General features: G+C 72.7%; 18 protein-coding genes and 1 tRNA gene. 8 read left to right on the forward strand and 11 right to left on the reverse strand.

Going from position 1 to position 18,531, the window contains the following annotated elements; all coding sequences use genetic code 11:
- The first annotated feature begins 51 nt into the window (after positions 1 to 51).
- The 3 genes from cysS to ACFCXS_RS31750 all read left to right on the forward strand — a co-directional run bounded on the left by cysS (position 52) and on the right by ACFCXS_RS31750 (position 4,309).
- Positions 52 to 1,449, forward strand: coding sequence for a cysteine--tRNA ligase (gene cysS / locus ACFCXS_RS31740; protein WP_376646798.1), 1,398 nt, complete (start codon positions 52 to 54; stop codon positions 1,447 to 1,449).
- A 107-nt stretch (positions 1,450 to 1,556) separates the two neighbouring features.
- Positions 1,557 to 2,498, forward strand: a complete 942-nt coding sequence (gene rlmB / locus ACFCXS_RS31745; RefSeq protein WP_376646799.1) for a 23S rRNA (guanosine(2251)-2'-O)-methyltransferase RlmB — start codon at positions 1,557 to 1,559, stop codon at positions 2,496 to 2,498.
- 128 nt (positions 2,499 to 2,626) lie between these two features.
- Complete coding sequence (locus ACFCXS_RS31750) at positions 2,627 to 4,309, forward strand: DoxX family membrane protein (protein ID WP_376646800.1); 1,683 nt, start codon at positions 2,627 to 2,629, stop codon at positions 4,307 to 4,309.
- Between the two features lie 56 nt (positions 4,310 to 4,365).
- Here the strand turns inward: ACFCXS_RS31750 and ACFCXS_RS31755 are convergent, their stop codons facing one another.
- The gene (locus ACFCXS_RS31755) at positions 4,366 to 4,749 is read right to left on the reverse strand and encodes a MerR family transcriptional regulator (RefSeq protein WP_376646801.1); all 384 of its coding nucleotides are present in this window, start codon (positions 4,747 to 4,749) and stop codon (positions 4,366 to 4,368) included.
- An 81-nt stretch (positions 4,750 to 4,830) separates the two neighbouring features.
- Between ACFCXS_RS31755 and ACFCXS_RS31760 the strand changes: the two genes are divergently transcribed.
- On the forward strand, positions 4,831 to 5,640 hold the full coding sequence (locus ACFCXS_RS31760) for an alpha/beta fold hydrolase (protein WP_376646802.1): 810 nt from the start codon (positions 4,831 to 4,833) through the stop codon (positions 5,638 to 5,640).
- Positions 5,637 to 6,845 carry an MFS transporter gene (locus ACFCXS_RS31765; protein ID WP_376646803.1) on the forward strand — a complete coding sequence of 403 codons (1,209 nt, stop codon included), beginning with the start codon at positions 5,637 to 5,639 and terminating at the stop codon, positions 6,843 to 6,845. Before ACFCXS_RS31760 ends, ACFCXS_RS31765 begins: the two co-directional genes overlap by 4 nt.
- Positions 6,846 to 7,169: 324 nt before the next feature.
- Here ACFCXS_RS31765 and ACFCXS_RS31770 read toward each other — a convergent pair whose 3' ends face one another.
- The 4 genes from ACFCXS_RS31770 to ACFCXS_RS31785 form a co-directional block, all read right to left on the reverse strand.
- A complete protein-coding gene (locus tag ACFCXS_RS31770; protein ID WP_376646804.1) occupies positions 7,170 to 7,901 on the reverse strand; it encodes an NDP-sugar synthase in 732 nt (243 codons plus the stop codon).
- A gap of 100 nt (positions 7,902 to 8,001) precedes the next feature.
- A complete protein-coding gene (locus tag ACFCXS_RS31775) occupies positions 8,002 to 8,451 on the reverse strand; it encodes a hypothetical protein (RefSeq protein ID WP_376646805.1) in 450 nt (149 codons plus the stop codon).
- Positions 8,452 to 8,669: 218 nt separating this feature from the next.
- Positions 8,670 to 9,758: an ABC transporter ATP-binding protein gene (locus ACFCXS_RS31780; protein WP_376646806.1), complete on the reverse strand. Its 1,089-nt coding sequence runs from the start codon at positions 9,756 to 9,758 to the stop codon at positions 8,670 to 8,672.
- Between the two features lie 187 nt (positions 9,759 to 9,945).
- The gene (locus ACFCXS_RS31785; RefSeq protein ID WP_376646807.1) at positions 9,946 to 10,938 is read right to left on the reverse strand and encodes a helix-turn-helix transcriptional regulator; all 993 of its coding nucleotides are present in this window, start codon (positions 10,936 to 10,938) and stop codon (positions 9,946 to 9,948) included.
- Positions 10,939 to 11,042: 104 nt separating this feature from the next.
- Between ACFCXS_RS31785 and ACFCXS_RS31790 the strand changes: the two genes are divergently transcribed.
- Both ACFCXS_RS31790 and ACFCXS_RS31795 read left to right on the forward strand, forming a co-directional pair.
- Positions 11,043 to 11,495 carry a DUF3224 domain-containing protein gene (locus ACFCXS_RS31790; RefSeq protein WP_376646808.1) on the forward strand — a complete coding sequence of 151 codons (453 nt, stop codon included), beginning with the start codon at positions 11,043 to 11,045 and terminating at the stop codon, positions 11,493 to 11,495.
- Between the two features lie 57 nt (positions 11,496 to 11,552).
- Positions 11,553 to 11,626: transfer RNA gene (locus tag ACFCXS_RS31795), tRNA-Thr, on the forward strand.
- Between the two features lie 60 nt (positions 11,627 to 11,686).
- Here ACFCXS_RS31795 and ACFCXS_RS31800 read toward each other — a convergent pair.
- The 5 genes from ACFCXS_RS31800 to ACFCXS_RS31820 all read right to left on the reverse strand — a co-directional run bounded on the left by ACFCXS_RS31800 (position 11,687) and on the right by ACFCXS_RS31820 (position 17,079).
- Entirely contained in the window at positions 11,687 to 12,187 is a 501-nt protein-coding gene (locus tag ACFCXS_RS31800) for a DUF1648 domain-containing protein (RefSeq protein ID WP_376646809.1), read from the reverse strand.
- An 85-nt stretch (positions 12,188 to 12,272) separates the two neighbouring features.
- Positions 12,273 to 13,199, reverse strand: a complete 927-nt coding sequence (locus ACFCXS_RS31805) for an aminoglycoside phosphotransferase family protein (protein WP_376646810.1) — start codon at positions 13,197 to 13,199, stop codon at positions 12,273 to 12,275.
- Between the two features lie 101 nt (positions 13,200 to 13,300).
- Positions 13,301 to 14,803, reverse strand: coding sequence for an MFS transporter (locus ACFCXS_RS31810; protein ID WP_376646811.1), 1,503 nt, complete (start codon positions 14,801 to 14,803; stop codon positions 13,301 to 13,303).
- 68 nt (positions 14,804 to 14,871) lie between these two features.
- Positions 14,872 to 15,855: a zinc-binding dehydrogenase gene (locus ACFCXS_RS31815; protein ID WP_376646812.1), complete on the reverse strand. Its 984-nt coding sequence runs from the start codon at positions 15,853 to 15,855 to the stop codon at positions 14,872 to 14,874.
- Positions 15,856 to 15,918: 63 nt separating this feature from the next.
- On the reverse strand, positions 15,919 to 17,079 hold the full coding sequence (locus ACFCXS_RS31820) for an FAD-dependent oxidoreductase (RefSeq protein ID WP_376646813.1): 1,161 nt from the start codon (positions 17,077 to 17,079) through the stop codon (positions 15,919 to 15,921).
- A 248-nt stretch (positions 17,080 to 17,327) separates the two neighbouring features.
- Between ACFCXS_RS31820 and ACFCXS_RS31825 the strand changes: the two genes are divergently transcribed.
- Positions 17,328 to 18,005, forward strand: coding sequence for a pentapeptide repeat-containing protein (locus ACFCXS_RS31825; RefSeq protein WP_376646814.1), 678 nt, complete (start codon positions 17,328 to 17,330; stop codon positions 18,003 to 18,005).
- A gap of 22 nt (positions 18,006 to 18,027) precedes the next feature.
- Here the strand turns inward: ACFCXS_RS31825 and ACFCXS_RS31830 are convergent, their stop codons facing one another.
- Positions 18,028 to 18,528 carry a hypothetical protein gene (locus tag ACFCXS_RS31830; RefSeq protein WP_376646815.1) on the reverse strand — a complete coding sequence of 167 codons (501 nt, stop codon included), beginning with the start codon at positions 18,526 to 18,528 and terminating at the stop codon, positions 18,028 to 18,030.
- Positions 18,529 to 18,531: the final 3 nt, after the last annotated feature.

An 18,531-nucleotide genomic window follows, 5' to 3' on the forward strand; every position in this document is an offset into this window, starting at 1 on the left:
CCCCGAGGTGAAGTACCCGGGGCACACCCCGGGGCCCACTACCCTGGAGGGGTGACTATTCGCCTGTACGACACCAGCGCCCGGCAGATCCGTGACTTCTCCCCGCTCCAGCCGGGTTGCGTCTCGATCTACCTGTGTGGTGCCACCGTGCAGGCCGCCCCGCACATCGGGCACATCCGCTCCGGGCTGAACTTCGACATCATGCGCCGCTGGTTCGCCTACCGCGGCTACGACGTCACGTTCGTGCGGAACGTGACGGACATCGACGACAAGATCATCACCAAGTCGGCCGACCAGAACCGCCCCTGGTGGGCCATCGGCTACGAGAACGAGCGAGCCTTCAACGACGGCTACACCGTGCTCGGTTGCCTGCCGCCCACCTACGAGCCGCGTGCCACCGGCCACATCACCGAGATGGTCGAGATGATGCGCGGCCTGATCGAGCGCGGGCACGCCTACGAGGCCGACGGCAGCGTCTACTTCGACGTCCGCTCCTGGCCCTCGTACCTGGAGCTGTCCCGGCAGGACCTCGACGAGATGCGGCAGCCCGCCGAGGAGGGCATCACCGGCAAGCGCGACCCGCGCGACTTCGCCATGTGGAAGGCCACCAAGCCCGGCGAGCCCGACTGGGAGACGCCGTGGGGACGCGGCCGGCCCGGCTGGCACCTGGAGTGCTCGGCGATGGCGCACAAGTACCTCGGGGCCGCCTTCGACATCCACGGCGGCGGCCTGGACCTGGTCTTCCCGCACCACGAGAACGAGATCGCCCAGGCCAAGGCCTACGGCGACGAGTTCGCCCGGTACTGGGTGCACAACGCCTGGGTCACCATGAGCGGCGAGAAGATGTCCAAGTCGCTCGGCAACTCGGTCCTGGTCAGCGAGATGGTCAAGCGCTGGCGGCCCATCGTGCTGCGCTACTACCTCGGCACCCCGCACTACCGGTCGATGATCGAGTACAGCGAGGAGGCGCTGCGCGAGGCCGAGTCGGCGTTCGCGCGGATCGAGGGCTTCGTGCAGCGCGTGGTCGAGAAGGCCGGTGTCGTCGAGCCCGCCGCCGAGGTGCCGCTCGCCTTCGCCGAGGCCATGGACGACGACCTGGGCGTGCCGCAGGCCCTCGCCGTGGTGCACACCACCGTCCGGCAGGGCAACAGCGCGCTGGCCGCCGACGACAAGGAAGCGGCCGTGGCCCGGCTCGCCGAGGTCCGCGCGATGCTCGGCGTGCTCGGCCTCGACCCGCTGGACCCCCAGTGGGCCGGGGAGGGCGACCGTGGCGAGGACCTGCACGGCGTGGTCGACACGCTGGTGCGCATGGTCCTCGACCAGCGCGAGGCGGCCCGGGCCCGCAAGGACTGGCCCACCGCGGACGCCATCCGCGACCAGCTCGGCCAGTCCGGCCTGGTCATCGAGGACAGCCCGCAGGGCCCGCGCTGGAGCCTCGGCCCGCGCTAGCCCGGCCGCGGCCGGAAGATCGATTGTGCCGCCCGGGCCTCCGGGCGGCACACTTCACAGACGTACGCACTTCACCGCCTCACGGCGACAGCAGAGACAGGTAGGTCATGGCAGCCAACAACCGCCGCATGTCCGGCAAGAAGGGCGCGCAGGTCGGCAGTGGCGGCCAGCGGCGCCGGGGCCTGGAAGGCAAGGGCCCCACGCCGCCCGCCGAGATGCGCAAGGGACACAAGAAGAACCGCGTCGCCAACGCCAAGGCGAAGCAGGCCGTCCGCCGGCCCACCGTGCGCGGCCGCGGCGGCAAGGGCACGTCCGAGCTGGTCGTCGGACGCAACCCGGTGCTGGAGGCGCTGCGCGAGGGCGTCCCGGCCTCGACCCTCTACGTCCAGCAGTTCATCGACAACGACGAGCGGGTGCGCGAGGCCCTCCAGGTCGCCGCCGAGCGCGGTGGCATCAACCTCATGGAGGCCCCGCGTCCCGAGCTGGACCGGATGACCAACGGCCTCAACCACCAGGGCATGGTCCTGCAGGTCCCGCCGTACGAGTACGCCCACCCCGAGGACCTGGTGGCCGCCGCCCACGACGACGGCGAGGACCCGCTGATCGTCGCCCTGGACGGCGTCACCGACCCGCGCAACCTCGGCGCGGTCGTCCGCTCCGTCTCCGCCTTCGGCGGTCACGGCGTCGTCGTCCCCGAGCGCCGCGCGGCCGGTATGACGGCCGGTGCCTGGAAGACGTCCGCCGGTACGGCGGCCCGCACCCCGGTCGCCCGCGCCACCAACCTGACCCGGGCCCTGGAGGCGTACAAGAAGGCCGGCATCGCGGTCGTCGGCCTGGCCGCCGACGGCGAGTCGGAGCTCGGTGACCTCGCGGCGCTGGACGGACCCGTCGTCATCGTCGTCGGCAGCGAGGGCAAGGGGCTGTCCCGGCTCGTCGGGGAGACCTGCGACTTCCGGGTGCGGATCCCGATGCCGGGTGGCGCCGAGTCGCTCAACGCCGGTGTGGCGGCCGGGATCGTGCTGTACGAGGCGGCTCGCCGACGCCGCTGAACAAGCGTCCGGAACTTCACCCGTACGGGGTAATTCTGGTGTCATCGGGGCGATGAGGACAAGCTTGACGGGGTCCGGACAGATCCGGCGGGTCAAAGCAGTGTCCTAACGCGACATCACTCGGTTAGATGAGTGTGGACACCAGAACACCCCGCACACCCACGGGGGACCGCTCGTCGGGACTCGACGACGCTCCCGCGCTGAGCATGGTGAAGGTGCCGAGCGACCCGGCGCAGGTCATCGTCAATCACGCGAGTTTCCGCGTGCAGTTGGGCGTCTCGACGCGTCGCGTCCAGTCCCCCCGGGTCGCACGGCATCTGACCGCCACCGAGGACACCGCCCGCATCCCCCAGGTGAGGAGCGGGGCGGACGGGGCCGCCGCCCGCCGCCGGCCCGTCGTCTGGAGCGGCAGATCCGCCCCCGACGACACCGGCGCGCACCGGCTCCTGCAGGCCGTCCGGCACGAGAGCGTCCGCCACGCCGACGAGGCCGCCTCCGACACCGGAGCCACCCGCGTCATCTCCCGCGCGGGCCCGGACCACGACGCCCCCGGACACCAGGGCGCGGGCTACGCGGGCGACGGCTACGAGGGCGACCTCGCCCAGACCGTCGAGACCCCGGTCGTCGGCCCGCAGCGCACGCACCGGCCCGCCGACGGCGCCCGGCTGCTGCCGCCCATGCGCACGGTCGGCAGCGCCTACGACGAACCCGACTACACAGACGGCGAGTTCGAGGAGTCCGACCCGGAAGCGGACGGCCTCGGGCGCCGGGGCAAGCGGCAGGGCGACGACCCGGCCCGGCACGCCTACTACCCCGGGCGCCGGATGAACCTCGGCGTCGTCCTGCTCCCGCTGCGCGTCTTCCTCGGCTTCATCTCCATCTACGCCGGCATGGGCAAACTGTGCGACCCCGTCTACTTCGAAGGCGGCAAGCGCGGCTCCATGGTCAAGTGGCTCAACACCCTGCACCCGTGGGAAGTCGCCGAGCCGCTGCGCCAGTTCGCCCTCGAGCACCCCGTCGGCGCCGGCCTGGTCATCGCCTTCGCGCAGGTCGTCGTCGGCGTTCTGACGGTGCTGGGCTGCTGGCAGCGGGTCGCCGCCTGCCTGGGCGCCCTGCTGTCGGCCGCGCTGCTGGTCACGGTCAGCTGGAAGAGCGTCCCCGCCTACGAGACCCCCGACATCATCTACCTCGCCGCCTGGTCCCCGCTGATCATCGCCGGCGCCCCCGTCTACTCCGTCGACGGCCGCCTGGCCGGCAGTGCCTGGCGCCGTCTCGGCCCCCGCGCCGACATCTGGGACCTGCGCCGCTACGTGCTGCGGCGCGGCGCGCTCGTCACCGCCATCGCCACCGGCGTCACCCTGCTCGTCGGGTCGCTGCTCGGCGGCGCCGTCCGGGACGCCGACCGGGTGGTCGTCCCGGGCCCCGGCGAGGCCCCGCGCAACGAGCTGCCGGGCTCCCCGCTCCCGGGTGAGCCCGGCAAGCGCAAGGAGAAGCGGACCCCGGCGGCCTCTTCCTCGCCCACGCAGGGCGCCACGGCCGGCTCGGCGAGCCCCAGCGCGGGCACCACGACCCGGCCCGGGGCCACCCGCGACACGGGCACCGTCACCGGCGGTTCCCCCAGCCAGACCCAGGGCACCGCGGGCCAGGCACCGCCCCAGCAGTCCACCCCGGAGGACCAGGCGCCGAGCACCACGACCGGCCCCACCTCCGGCGGTACGACGACGGGAGGCTCGGGCTCGACCGGCGGCTCCGGCACCGGAGGCTCTTCCTCCACGGGCCGCCCGGGCCTGGTGGGCGGCCTGCTGGGCTGACCCCCGACCAGCACGCCGAAAGGCCCCGCATCACACAGATGCGGGGCCTTCTCACGCTAGGCGGGCGACGTGGGGGTTCCGGCGGCCTCGGCAGGCGCGGCGGCGATGATGGAGTCGAGGATCGCGTGGGACGCCTGCAGGTCCTCGATGGCGCGCGTGATGCGCTCGCCCTCCCGGCGTAGCCGGGCGAGCAGGTCCGGACAGGTGGGCATGAGGCGCTCGTCGTCCGCCCGGATGCACGGCAGAACCTGGGAGATCAGTGCGGTCGGAAGGCCGGCCGCCAGCAGGCAGCGGATGCGGCGCACCGTCTCGACGTCCGACTCGCCGTAGACGCGGTAGCCGCTGGGCAGTCTGCCGGGCGTGAGGAGTCCCTGCTGTTCGTAGTAGCGCAGCAGCCGCTCATGGACGCCGGTGCGCCGCACCATCTCCTTCATGCGCATGCCCGTCGCCTCATTCCCGCTCTCCTCTTCCCGCGCCGTGATTTGACTCTGACACTGATGTCGGAGTTTAGCGTCGGCGCCATGAGCACTGATCACACGCTTCCCACCTCTCCCCTCGACGTTCTCGTGCGGGGGCGCGGTCCCGCGCTGCTGCTGGCGCACGGTGCGGGCGGCAGCATCGAAGGGAACTTCGGCCTCGTCCTCGACGATCTCGCCCAGGACCACACTCTCGTCGGTCCGCACTACCCCGGGGCCGGTGGCTCCGCCGTGGCCGTCGCGCCCCTGAGCCTGGACGACCTCGCCGACCGCCTGGTCGCGGCCGCCGTCGCGGCCGGACAGGAGACGTTCGCCGTCCTCGGGGAGTCCCTCGGCAGCGCCGTCGCCGTCCGGATCGCCACCCGGCACCCCGACCGTGTCCGGGCCCTCGTCCTCACCGCCGGCTTCGCCGCCGCCGACCCCGTACTGGCGCTCGCCGCCCGGCTGATCAAGTCCCTGGCAGCGGCGGGGCAGTGGGAGGACGTGGCACGGCTCGCCCTCCTGTCCTGCATGTCCCCGGCGGACCTGGCGGACCTCGAACCGGCGGCCCTCGACGAGCCGGTCGCCCGGACTCTGGCCGCGATGCCGCCGGGCATGTCGGACCACTTCGACCTGGTGTCCCGTGTGGACGTCCGGGCCGATCTGGCGAAGGTGTCCGCCCCCACCCTGGTGGCGGCGCCGACCGGCGACCGGCTGGTGCTGCCCGAGAGCTCCTACCGTCTGGCGGCCGGCATCCCGGGCGCCCGGCTGATCGAACTGCCCGGCGCCGCGCACATCCTGAACCCGGCGGACCGGGCGACCTGGCTCCGCCACGTACGCGAGTTCCTCGCCACGCTCCCCGACACGTCGGCGTGAGCGCACCACAGCTCACGGACCAGGCCGGTCCGCCCTCGACGTCGCCGCACCGGCGTCGGGCCGGCCTGCTCGTTCTCGCCACCACGACCTTCGTCGTCGTCACCACGGAGTTGCTGCCGGTCGGGTTGCTGACTCCGATCAGCGATGATCTGGGAGTCGCGCGATCACGGGTGGGGCTGCTCGTCACCGTGTACGCCTTCACCGTCGGCCTGACGGCGGCTCCCCTCACTCACCGGGCCGGCGGCTGGCCGCGTAAGCGCCTCTTCATGACCGTGAGCGCGGTCTTCTCGCTCGGCACCGTGCTCTCCGCGGCCGCGGCGAGCTACCCGGTACTGGCGATCGGCCGGTTCCTGTGCGGAACGGCGCACGGCGTGTTCTGGTCGATCGTCGCCGGATACGCGGTCGCGCTGGCCCCGCCCGGCCGCACGGGCCGCACCACGGCTGCCGTCTTCGCCGGGAACTCGGCGGCCCTTGTTCTGGGTGTTCCCCTGGGCACGGTCCTCGGCGGCGTCGTCGGATGGCGCGGTGCCTTCTGCGCCGCGGCGGCGCTCGGTCTCGGGGCGCTCGCCGCCGCCCAGTGGCTCTTGCCCGGCATTCCCCACCGCCCCGCCCCGCCGCGGTCGACAGGACTCGGCGGCGCGCTGCGGCTGCCCGGCCTGCGACGCATGGTGACAGCGACCGCGCTGCTCGTCCTCGGGCACTTCACCGTGTACACCTACGTGACTCCCCTCCTGCACGAGGCCGCCGCCTTCAGCGAGAGCGCCACCGGCATGCTCCTGGCGGTGTACGGGCTGGCGGGCTTCCTGGGGACGTGGCTCGGCGGAGTCCTGGTGGACCGTCGCCCGCACACCGTCCTGCTCGGCACCATCGCCCTGATGGCCGGCTCGTTGGTGCTGCTCGGCGCGAGCATCCGCGTGCAGCCGCTCGCCGTGGCGGCCGTGGCCCTGTGGGGGGTCGCCTTCGCCGCGCTGCCGGTGACGTTGCAGTCGGGCGTTCTGCGCCTGGGAGCCACCGCACCCGACGCCGCGTCCTCCTGGTACGTCTCGGCGTTCAACCTGGGCATCGGGGGAGGAGCCCTGGCCGGGGGGCTGCTGAGCACCTTCCCGGTGGAGGTGCTCCCGTGGACGGCGCTGATCTCCGTCGTACCGGCCTTCGTCGTCGCCTGGAGCACACGGGCAGCCTTCCCGCATCCACCGTCGCGGTAGCCCGGATGCGCTACGGCAGTGCCGGGAGGACGAAGCGGGCAAGGGACGCGGGGAACTGCGCGACGGGCTCGGGAGAGCGAAGCCAAGGGACGCAGGGAAACTGCGCGACGAGCCACGCCGGGCGGTCAGCCGCCGACGGGGTGCAACGGGGTCGGGGGCGTCGGCCCCAAGGGGCGCGGGGAACTGCGCGACGAGCCGCGACGGGCGGTCGGCCGCCGACGGGAAGCAACGGCCCGAGCTCTCGGCGCCGGCCGACTCGGGGGCGCGGGGAACTGCGCGACGAGCCGCGACGGGCCTGCAGCCGGCGTACGCCGCACGGCGCGGCTAACGCCCGGTCGCCGCCAGTTCCTTCGCCGCCTCCGTCAGGTCCTTCGCCGTGTCGATGGCCCGCCAGTACGACCCCTGGGGGATCGTGAACCCGGCCAGCCGGCGCTCACGGGCCAGGTGGGGGAACGTCGTCCGCTCGTGGTCCCCCCGGTGCGGCAGCAGCCCGGCGAACTCGGGGGAGAAGACGTACACGCCGGCGTTGATCTCGAAGGTCGAGGGCGGTGCCTCGATGAAGTCGGTGATGCGTCCGAAGCCGTCGGTCTGCACCGCGCCCCACGGCAGCCGGGGCCGCGCCAGCGCAAGGGTCGCGACGGCGTCCCGCTCGGTGTGGAAATCGGCCATGTCCCGCAGCGAGAACCGCGTCCAGATGTCGCCGTTCGTCGCGTACCAGGGCTGGTCGGGGTGGGGAAGGTGTGCCGCGGCGTACTTGAGGCCGCCGCCGCGTCCGAGTGGCTCCCGCTCGACGACCGTCGTGACGGAGAGGGGCAACTCGGCGGTCTCCAGCCACTTCTGCAGCACCTCGGCGAGGTGGCCGCAGGAGATCACGACGTCCGTCACGCCCTCGTCGGCGAGCCAGGACAGCTGATGGCCGATGATCGGCGTCCCCGTCCCGGGGATCTCGACCATCGGCTTGGGCCGGTCGTCGGTGTACGGACGCAGCCGGGAGCCCTGGCCACCGGCCAGAACGACGGCTTGAACGGGGCGGGACGCGGCGCTCGGATCGCTCATGGACACGAACTGTACGTGGCGTCCCGCCCGGGGTCTGCGGCCGACGATCGTTCCGGCGCCGGCCGTTGTGGACTTCCTACCCGGTGGCAGGGCGGTGGGCTCAGCGGTGCGCGGCGGCGACGCCGGTGGCGAAGGCGGTGTCGCAGACCGGTCGCGCGTACGACTGGGCGCGGGTCGGGCCGTAGACGGCGACGGCGGCCTGGCCGAGGGCGCGGGCGATGGACGCGCAGTGCTTCGCCAGCGTCGGGCGGCCGTTGACGGCCTGCTGGAGGTGGCCGAGGGCGACGCCCGGGTCCTCTTCTTGCAGTTCGGTCAGCAGCTTGTCGCGCAGGACCTCCTGGGGTGCGCGCTTGGCCGCCCGCGGGGTGCCCACGGAGGTGTCCGCGGCGGTGAGCACCGGATCGTTCGAGTTCCCCGACCAGTTGACTCGGGTGACCGCGAGGGTCCCGGAGAGCACCAGGACGACGGGCAGGACGAAAGCGAGGGTGCGGCCGATCCGGCGGGCGTGGCCCCGGCCGCGTCGCGTCTGTTGGTTCATGGAGTGCTTCACGCGTGTGAGGGTAGCGCCCGGTAATGGTTTGTAGACATTTAGTCACCGGTTCGGGGGATGAGAAAGGACCACTTTCCGGGTAGGGCGTTGACGCACAACGCTCGAAACGTCCGGTCTGCCGGGGTATTTGTCGACAACGAGAAGGGCCCCGCGGCATGCCGCGGGGCCCTTCTCGTCAACCTGGGTGATTCACCCGGGGTTGGGCGTTTGCGAGTTGATCAGTCGGACAGGCGCGCACCGGTCGACGTCGAGAAGACGTGGGTCTCGCCGGAGCGGGGCACGACGTGCAGCTGGCTGCCCTTGTCCGGGACGTCACGGCCGCTGACGCGGACGACGAGGTCCTTGCTGTCGTCGCCGACCTTGGCGGTGCCGTAGACGTACGCGTCGGCGCCGAGCTCCTCGACGACGTTGACGGTGACCGCGAGGCCCAGCTCGGCGTCAGCGCCGGCCACCTCGAAGTGCTCGGGGCGGACGCCGACGGTGACGGTCTTGTCGGTGGCGGCCGCGATCGCGTCACGCTGCACCGGCACGACCGACTTGCCGAACTTCACGCCGCCGTCGGTGATCGGCACCTCGACGAGGTTCATCGCCGGGGAGCCGATGAAGCCGGCCACGAAGAGGTTGGCGGGCTTGTCGTACATGTTGCGCGGGGTGTCGATCTGCTGGAGCAGACCGTCCTTGAGGACCGCCACACGGTCGCCCATCGTCATGGCCTCGACCTGGTCGTGGGTGACGTAGACGGTGGTGATGCCCAGACGGCGCTGGAGCGAGGCGATCTGCGTACGCGTCGACACACGGAGCTTGGCGTCCAGGTTGGACAGCGGCTCGTCCATGAGGAAGACCTGGGGCTCACGCACGATGGCGCGGCCCATGGCGACACGCTGGCGCTGACCACCGGAGAGGGCCTTCGGCTTGCGGTCCAGGTACTCGGTGAGGTCGAGGATCTTCGCGGCCTCTTCGACCTTCTGCCGGATCTCCGCCTTGTTGACGCCGGCGATCTTGAGCGCGAAGCCCATGTTGTCGGCGACCGTCATGTGCGGGTAGAGCGCGTAGTTCTGGAACACCATGGCGATGTCCCGGTCCTTGGGCGGCAGGTGCGTGACGTCGCGGTCACCGATGCGGATGGCGCCGGCGTTGACGTCCTCGAGACCCGCGAGCATGCGGAGCGAGGTGGACTTGCCGCAGCCGGAGGGGCCGACGAGGACGAGGAACTCGCCGTCCTCGATGTCGATCTCCAGCGCGTCGACGGCGGGCTTGGTGGAACCCGGGTAGACCCGGGTCGCCTTGTCGAACTGCACAGTGGCCATGGTGAATGAACCCCTTCTACCGGCAGGAACGTGCCGGACGATCCGAGTAGGAAGGCGGTGCCACGACGGTGATTGCCGTTGTGGTGTAGTCCACGCGTGTGAACTGGCTCAGGACGGTACCCGGCGTTCACACGTCTGTCAGTAGTTCCGGACCTGTGAACTTCGCGGAAATTTTCGAAGCGGTACGTTACGGCTGTCCGGACGTGTTGGTTTCCGGTTCCCCGTAACGGTCCGCGAGCACCGCGACCGCCCGGGTCACCGCCTGCCGGAGCCCGGGAGGGCCGAGCACCTCCGCCTCCGTGCCGAGCCGGAGCAGGTCGCCCACGGCCACCGCCTCCGACTCGACGGTCAGCTCCACCTCCACCCAGCCGTCCCCGTCGGGCGGGCCCGCGCCCTCCAGAGCGTGTACACCCGCCGCGCCGAACTGCATCGGCAGCAGCCGCCGCGCGCGGGGCGAGATCCGCAGCCGGGCGGTCTCCTGGCGCAGGGCGGCCTCCAGACGCCGGGAGGACTCGGCCCAGCAGGCGGCCAGGTCGAACCCGGCGGGACGCTCGAACACCTCGCCCGTCTCCTCCACGGCCAGCACGCGCGACACCCGGTAGGTCCGTGCGGCCTCCTCCACCAGGGCGACCAGGTACCAGATGCCGCCCTTCAGGACGAGCCCCAGCGGCCGCACCTCCCGGTGCACCTCACCACGCCAGCGGCGGTAGTGCAGCCGCAGCACCCGCCGCTCCCACACGGCCGCCGCCACGGCCTCCAGACACGGCACCGGGTCGGCCTCCCGGAACCAGGCCGGCGCGTCCAGGTGGAACCGTTCCTGCACCCGCCGCGCCTGCCCGGCCAGCTCCGCGGGCAGCGCCGCCTGCACCTTCAGCTGGGCGCTGGCCAGCACCGCGCCCAGTCCGAGATCCCGCGCGGGCCCGGGCATCCCGGCGAGGAACAGCGAACCGGCCTCGGCGTCGGTCAGTCCGGTCAGCCGCGTCCGGTACCCGTCGACCAGCCGGTAGCCGCCCTCGGGCCCCCGGTCGGCGCACACCGGCACACCGGCCGCGCCCAGCGCCTCGACGTCCCGGTAGACCGTCCGCACCGACACCTCCAGCTCGGCGGCGAGCTCGGGCGCGGTCATCCGCCCGCGGCTCTGGAGCAGCAGGAGCAGGGAGAGGAGCCGGTCGGCGCGCATGGGGCCATTGTCGCGGGGTTCGCCGCCGTACCTGACAGGAGATGTCAGGTACGGCGTCCAGGCTGGTCGTCGAGGACATCCGGAGCCGACCGAGAGGACCACTCATGCCCGGCACCCGCACCACCACCGGCCACTTCACCTTCGCCGACTGGCAGGAACGCGTGATCGCCCCCGGCGAGGACGCGAACCCCCGTCTCGCCCACGCCTCGGTCCGCAACACCTTCACCGGCGGCATCGAGGCGGCCGGGACGACCTGCGAGTACGCGATCGTCTACGTCACCGCGAAGACCGGCTCCTTCAGCGGCATGGAGCTCCTCACCGGCCGCGTCGACGGCCGTGAGGGGAGCTTCGCGGTGGAGGAGCGGGGGTGGTTCGGCGAGGACGGAACCGTGCACTGCACCTTCGAGGTGGTGCCGGGGTCGGGCAGCGGGGAGCTGACCGGCCTCACGGGGGAGGGCGGTTTCACCGCACGGCACGGCGAGACGGCGGTGGCGTATCGGTTCGCCTACGAGGTGGGGCAGGGGGCCGGCCGAACGGAACTTCGTGGCTCGGCGTAACGGGCTCTGTGTACAGTGGTGCCGCCCTCACGCGCGGCAACGCGGTGCACGGCACCCGCCTCCTTAGCTCAGCTGGCCAGAGCAACGCACTTGTAATGCGTAGGTCGTCGGTTCGAATCCGACAGGGGGCTCTGGTGAACCCCAGGTCGGATGGACTCCGACCTGGGGTTTTGTCGTCCCTTCCCCTCGTCTCAACCCTCTGGGTCCCTCTTCGGTGCGAGCGCCTGCGCGCGGTGACCTGCCAGCAGGGCGGCTCCGCCCACGGCAGCAGCCGCCACGAGGGTCACGACGACCCCGCCCGTGACCGAGCCCGCCTCGTGCCAGTCCGCGTGGTCCAGGTTCGCCCGTACGACGCAGGCCTGTCCGCCGAGGAGCGCCACGCCCCCGAACCCCAGCGTCGCACCGGCCCATCCCCGTGTTCCGCCGTTCGACGTGGCGCGGACCCGCCGCCGCGTCAGCAGCACGATCGTCGCCGTCACTGCCCAGATCAGCGCCGGGAAGAGCGATGCCGCCCACAGCGGCATGGAACCGTCGGGCTCCCCGGTGCCGGCGTCCCAATGCGTCGCCAGCCGGTCCGGCAGCCGGCCGGCGGCGACGAGGGGCAGTGCCACCAGCAGCGCCAGGACGCCTGCGCTCCAGCAGACGACGCCCCGCACGGCGGTGGCCTTGCGTCCTGCCTGGTCGTCCGTCATGGAGTTCCTCCTGAACTTCTCTCTTCGGCCAGGTCGCTGTGCGGGGTCCGAGGCGTGCCGTGGTCCCGGCCCCGCCGCGACAGTGTCAGCGCACGGGCCCCCGGAGCCGGCGGGCGATCTCCAGTTGGTCGTCGTCGGTGGGGCGGCCGTCCTCGATGTCCCACAGGGTGTTCTGGAGGAGGCGGGCGAGGGTCCAGGCGCGGGCGCGGGCGCGGTCCAGGGTGAGGATGTCGGTCATGGCTTCGAAGCGCCAGAGGATGTCGTCGGGGTCGTAGCGGTTGTCGAGGGCGGGCCACAGTTCGAAGCCGGGGTCGCCGGCGAGGGGCTTTGGGTCTATCGCGAGCCAGGGGGCGCGGTCGGAGGCCAGGACATTGTCGAAGTGCAGGTCCCAGTGGAGGAGCTGGTCGCCGGGTTCGTCCACGACCTCGCGGACGGCGGCGGCCAGGTCGGCGACGATGCGGCGGGTCTCCGGGTCGGGGATGCGGCCGAGCGCCCAGGGGGTCCGGTCGAGCATCGCCCGGGCGATGTCGCCGAGGCTGCGCATGCCGGGCGGGGCCGGGAAGCTCGTGAGGTGGGCGAGGAGCTCGGCGATGGTGACCACGGCCTGGTGGGTGTCCGGCACGTGGGACAGCATGCGGTTCTCGTCGAGGCGTTCCAGCAGCATGGTGCCGGTGGGCTCGTCGTGGTCGAGGAGACGGACGGCTCCGTCGCCGCCCCAGGCGCGCAGCGCGACCGGTTCGCCCTCGCTCTCCTCGTCGAGGATCTGGAGCTTGAGGACCGCGGGGATTCCGTCGGTGGTCCGGACGACCGGCACGACCAGGGCGGAGACGCCGTGCATCGGGGGGCCGTCGGGCTTCAGGTCCCAGTGGCCGAGGAAGCGTGCCGTCTGCTCCGGCAGTCCGGCGATGAAGGCGCGGCCCGCCTCGCCGTTGAACTTCTCCTGTGATGCCGCCAGTTCACGGGGAATGTCGATCACTCCCGGCACGGTAGTGGGGCGCGCCGGGCCGGGCATGCGAATTTCGCCTGACCTCCTCGCACCGGGCCGTAGCGGCCCCCCCCGGGTCCCCGGCCCTCCGGTCCCCGGCCGCCCCGGCCCTCTGGCCCCCCGGCCCCTCAGACCACCGGTTCCGGCACGGGTGCGTCGGTCGGTGCGCCGTGTTTCGGGGCCTTCGTCGTCACCATCAGGCCCGCGATGAGCCCGGCCAGCAGCATGATGCCGGCGGCCCACCAGATGGCGACGGTGTAGCCGTGGACGACACCCTCGCGGACGACCCGGGTGCGGTCCGAGGGGTTGGTGAGGTGGGCCGTCACGAAGGTGGCGGTGCTGGTCGTCGCGATGGTGTTGAGCAGAGCCGTGCCGATGGAGCCGCCGACCTGCTGCGAGGTGTTGACCGTCGCGGACGTCACGCCCGAGTCGTGCGGGGCGACGCCCGCCGTGGCGGTGGCGAAGACCGGCATGAACGTCAGGCCCATGCCGAGGCCGAGCAGCAGCAGCGCGGGCAGGATCTCGGAGGCGTAGGAGGAGTGCGTCGTGATCTGGGTGAGGAGCACCATTCCGGTCGCGGCCAGGAGCATGCCGGGGACCATCAGCATGCGCGGCGGCACGCGCTGGAGCAGCCGGGCGGAGATCTGCGTGGAGCCGATGATGATCGCGGCCGTCAGGGGCAGGAAGGCCAGGCCCGTCTTGACGGGGGAGTACACCAGCACGGCCTGGAGGTAGTACGTCATGAACAGGAACAGGCCGAACATGCCGATCACGGCCAGTGCCATGGTCAGGAAGCAGCCGGCGCGGTTGCGGTCGCGGATGATGTGCAGCGGCAGCAGCGGCATGGGCGCCCGGGACTGCCACCACACGAACACCGCGAGCAGCACGATGCCGGCGGCGAACAGTGACAGCACCATCGGGTCGGTCCAGCCGCGGGACTCGGCCTCGCTGAAGCCGTAGACGATCGCGACGAGGCCGCCGCAGCCGAGCAGGACGCCGGGGACGTCGAGGCGGGCGCCGGCGTGGCCGGGGCGGTCGTGCAGCAGGGCGAGGGCGCCGAGCACGGCGGCGATCGCGATGGGCACGTTGACGTAGAGGCACCAGCGCCAGCCCAGGTACTCGGTGAGCAGACCGCCGACGATGAAGCCGAGTGCCGCGCCGCTGCCGGCGAGGGCGCCGTAGATGCCGAAGGCCTTGCCCCGCTCCCTGGGGTCGGTGAAGGTCGTGGTCAGCAGCGACAGCGCGGAGGGGGCCAGCAGGGCGGCGAAGACGCCCTGGAGGGCGCGGGCGCCGAAGAGCATGGCCGCTCCGGTGGCGGCGCCGCCGAGTGCGGAGGCGGCGGCGAAGCCGACCAGCCCGATGACGAAGGTCCGCTTGCGTCCCACCAGGTCGGCGACCCGGCCGCCCAGCAGGAGCAGTCCGCCGAAGGCGAGGGTGTAGGCGGTGATGACCCACTGCCGGTTGCCGTCGGACATGCCGAGGTCGCGCTGTGCGGAGGGGAGGGCGATGTTCACGATGGTCGCGTCGAGCACGACCATCAGCTGGGCCAGGGCGATGACGACCAGGCCCCACCAGCGGCGCGGGTCGGTGTCCACGGGTGGGACGTCCTCCCCTGTCCGGGTGACACTCATCTGGTCAGAAGACCACGGATCGGGGCGGCCTGCATCCGCGGATCCGTCGCCGCTGGTGGGGCGTCGGGTCATGGCTCCAGAACCACCTTCCCGGTCGTGCCGCGGTTCTCCAGCGCGCGGTGCGCGGCCGCGGCCTCGGCGAGCGGGAAGCGCTGCACGGCCGGGGTGAGGCGGCCGGCGGCGGCTTCGGTGAGGGCGCGCAGTTCGAGGGTGCGCAGCGGATCGGGTCCGCCGGCCTTCCCCAGCATGACCGGGCCGAGGACCTGTTCGGAGACGCCGTCGACGAGGTAGGGGCCGCCGTCCCGGATGCCCTCGCCGGACCAGCCGAAGACGATGTGCCTGCCGCCCGGGCCGAGGAGGGCGACGGCCTCGCGGGCGATGTCCCCGCCGACGCCGTCGAAGACGACGGTCGCGGTCCGGCCGCCGAGATGGGCGCGGACCTTCGCCGGCCAGGCGGGGTCCTTGTAGTCGACGGCGAGATCCGCACCCGCCGCCGCCACCCGGGCGGTCTTCTCCGGCCCGCCCGCGAGGCCCACGACGGTCGCGCCGGCGTTCCTGGCGTACTGCACGAGGAGGGTGCCGATGCCTCCGGCGGCGGCCGGTACGACGACCACGGAGTCGGGGCCGAGGTCGGTGAACTGCAGGATCCCCATCGCCGTACGGCCCGTGCCGATCATGGCCACGGCCTCGGCGAAGTCGAGGTTCCCGGGGATCTCGTGCAGGCGCTCGGCCTCGGTGACGGCCAGTTCCGCGTAGCCGCCCGGGACGAAGCCGAGGTGGGCGACGACCCGCTTGCCGAGCCACAGCCCGGCGACGCCCTCGCCCAGGGACTCGACGACCCCGGCGACCTCGCGGCCGGGGACGGTGGGCAGGGCCGCCGGTTCCTTGGCCGGGCCGCCCGGCATGCCCTCGCGCAGGGCGGCGTCCAGGAGGTGGACGCCCGCCGCACGTACGGCGACACGCACCTGGCCGGGCCCCGGCCGGGGGTCTTCGACCTGCTCGTAGGTGAGGTTCTCGGCGGGGCCGAAGGCGTGCAGGCGGATGGCGTGCATGACAGCTCCTCTGGGGGCGTTCGCTTCCTCTGACGGGGCGTTCGATGCGACCAGCTTTCGACCTCAAGCTTGCTTGAGGTCAAGCTCGCGTCGGCCGAGGGCCAGGGAGACCGCCGTCAGGGCGCTGTTGAACGACACCTCCGACAGCACCCCGGGGGCCGCGACCTGGTCGCCGGCGAGGTAGACCCCGTCGCCCCGGTCCACGGCCGGCCGGTCGCGCCAGCTGGTGCCGGGCAGGTCGACCGCGCCCGTACGGCCGTCGGCCACCGACTCGCGCCGCCAGGTGAGCCGCTCGCGCCAGCCCGGGAAACCGAGGTCGAGCAGCTGCTCGGCGCGGGCGGTGCCGTCGGCCTTGGACTCGTCCGGGGCGAGGGGGATCTGTCCCTGGATCAGTTGCTCCCCGGCCGGGGCGAGGCTGCGGTCCTGGGCGGTGAACCGCTCCAGCCAGCCCGGTGCGTCCAGGTCGGAGACCGCGAAGGCGTCCCCACGCCGGGTGCGCACGGCCAGGTCGACCAGGGCGGTTCGGCCGCTCGGCCAGCTGAGGGAGTCGTCGCCGAGCAGGCGGCGGGCGGCGTCGAGGGAGGTGGCGACGACGACGGGTGTGTCGGTGGGGAGCGAGTCGACGCGGGAGAGGGTCTCCATCCGGACGCCCAGGTTCCAGGCGCGGGCGGCCATCCGGTCGATGAGGCTCGCCCAGCCGCCGCGCGGGTAGTGCGCCTCGGGAGGCAGTTTGGTGGCCCGGCGCAGCCGCTCCTGCACGAACGCGGCCGACAGCGATCCGGGATCGTGGTGGAACAGGGCGACCGCCGAGTAGTGGGCGGCGGCCCGGGCCCCCTCCTCGCCCGCGATGTCCGTCGCCCAGGTCAGGAAGTCGGCGTCCACGGGCGCCTGCCGGCCCGTCCGGCGCAGCAGCTTCAGCATCGCGAAGGGCGGGGTGCGGCGCAGCACGCCCTGGTGCCGCAACCGGAGCCGGGCCGCCTCCAGGGGCGGCAGCGGGGCGAGCGGGCCGATGAGGTCGCGCTGCTTCAGCCAGACCCAGTGCGGGCCGCCGCTGTAGAGGGCGTGCGGGCCCTCGTTGGTGCGGTACGGGCCGTCGGCGGTGCGTGCCCGGCCGCCGAGGGTGTGGTGGGCCTCGTGGAGGGTGACCTTGGCGCCGGCCTCGGCAGCGGTGATGGCCGCGGTCAGTCCGGCGAAGCCGCCGCCGATGACGGTGATGCGGTGCATGGGTGGATCTCCCTCGGAGTGGGGTCGCCTTGGGGTGTTCGTCCGGTGGTGTCGGTCCGGTGGTGTTCGTTCGGTGGTGTTCGTCCGGTGGTGTCGGTCCGGTGGTGTTCGTTCGGTGTGTTCGGCTGGTGGTGTCCGCCTCGTGGTGTGCCTTCCGTAGTACGACCGATCAGGGCGCCGGAATGTGACATCACCGGTGTCCGCGCAGGTCAGGGCCGTTTGTCAGTGGTGGGGTGCAGCATGGGGGCATGGCGAGGAGAGCGGCGGGCGGTACGGGTGTGAAGGGCGCGCGGCGACCGGAGGTGCGGCTGCCGGTGCTGGAGCCGTACGGGGGCGGGGAGCTGGAGCCGGACGGGGACTACGACGGGCTGGAGTTCCGGGAGGCCGACCTCTGCGGGCAGGACGGATCGGGCGCCCGATTCATGGACTGCGCCCTGACGGGCTGCGCGCTGGACGAGACCCGGCTGCGGCACGCCCGTCTCCTGGACTCGGCCCTCACCGGCGTCCGGGGCGTCGGCACCGACCTCGCCGACGCGACCCTGCGCGACGTGGAGCTGACCGACGCCCGGCTCGGCGGGCCGCAGTTGCACGGGGCGGTGCTGGAGCGGGTGCTGATCCGCGGCGGCAAGTTCGACTATCTGAACCTGCGCACGGCCCGGCTCAGAGACGTCGTCTTCGAGGGCTGCGTCCTGGTCGAGCCGGATTTCGGCGGGGCCCGCCTGGAGCGCGTGGAGTTCGTGGACTGCGCGTTGAAGGGCGCCGACCTGCACGCGGCGACCCTCACGGACGTCGACCTGCGCGGCGCCGCGTCCCTGGAGATCAGCGGGGGCCTGGACCGGCTGTCGGGGGCGGTGATCAGCACGGCGCAGCTGCTGGATCTCGCGCCGGTGCTCGCGGCGCAGTGGGGGATCCGGGTCGAGGGCTGAGGAATCCCCGGCCGCGCCGCGGTTACGGCAGGCGCGGGAAGCGGGCCTGGAGGGTCCAGATCGCCGGGTTGTCGGCCAGGTCGTCGTGCAGGTCGGTGAGGTCGGCGATCAGGTCGTGCAGGAAGTCCCGGGCCTCACGGCGCAGCGCGCTGTGGGAGACGGTGAGCGCGGGCTCCTCCGCGGGCATCCAGTCGGCCTCGATGTCCACCCAGCCGAAGCGGCGCTCGAACAGCATCCGGTCCGTCGACTCGGTGAAGTCCAGCTCCGCCCGCTGCGGCCGGGACGCCCTGGAGCCCGCCGGATCCCGGTCGATCCGCTCCACGATGTCGCACAGCGCCCACGCGAAGTCGAGCACCGGCACCCATCCCCAGGCTGTGGACACCTCGTGGTCCGTCTTGGTGTTCGCCAGATAGACGTCCCCGCAGAACAGGTCGTGCCGCAGCGCGCGGACGTCCGCGCGGCGGTAGTCGGTCTGCGGCGGGTCGGGGAAGCGGTTGGAGAGGGCGTAGCCGATGTCGAGCACGCA

This window comes from Streptomyces sp. NPDC056373, assembly GCF_042262425.1.
Classification (GTDB): Bacteria; Actinomycetota; Actinomycetes; order Streptomycetales; family Streptomycetaceae; genus Streptomyces.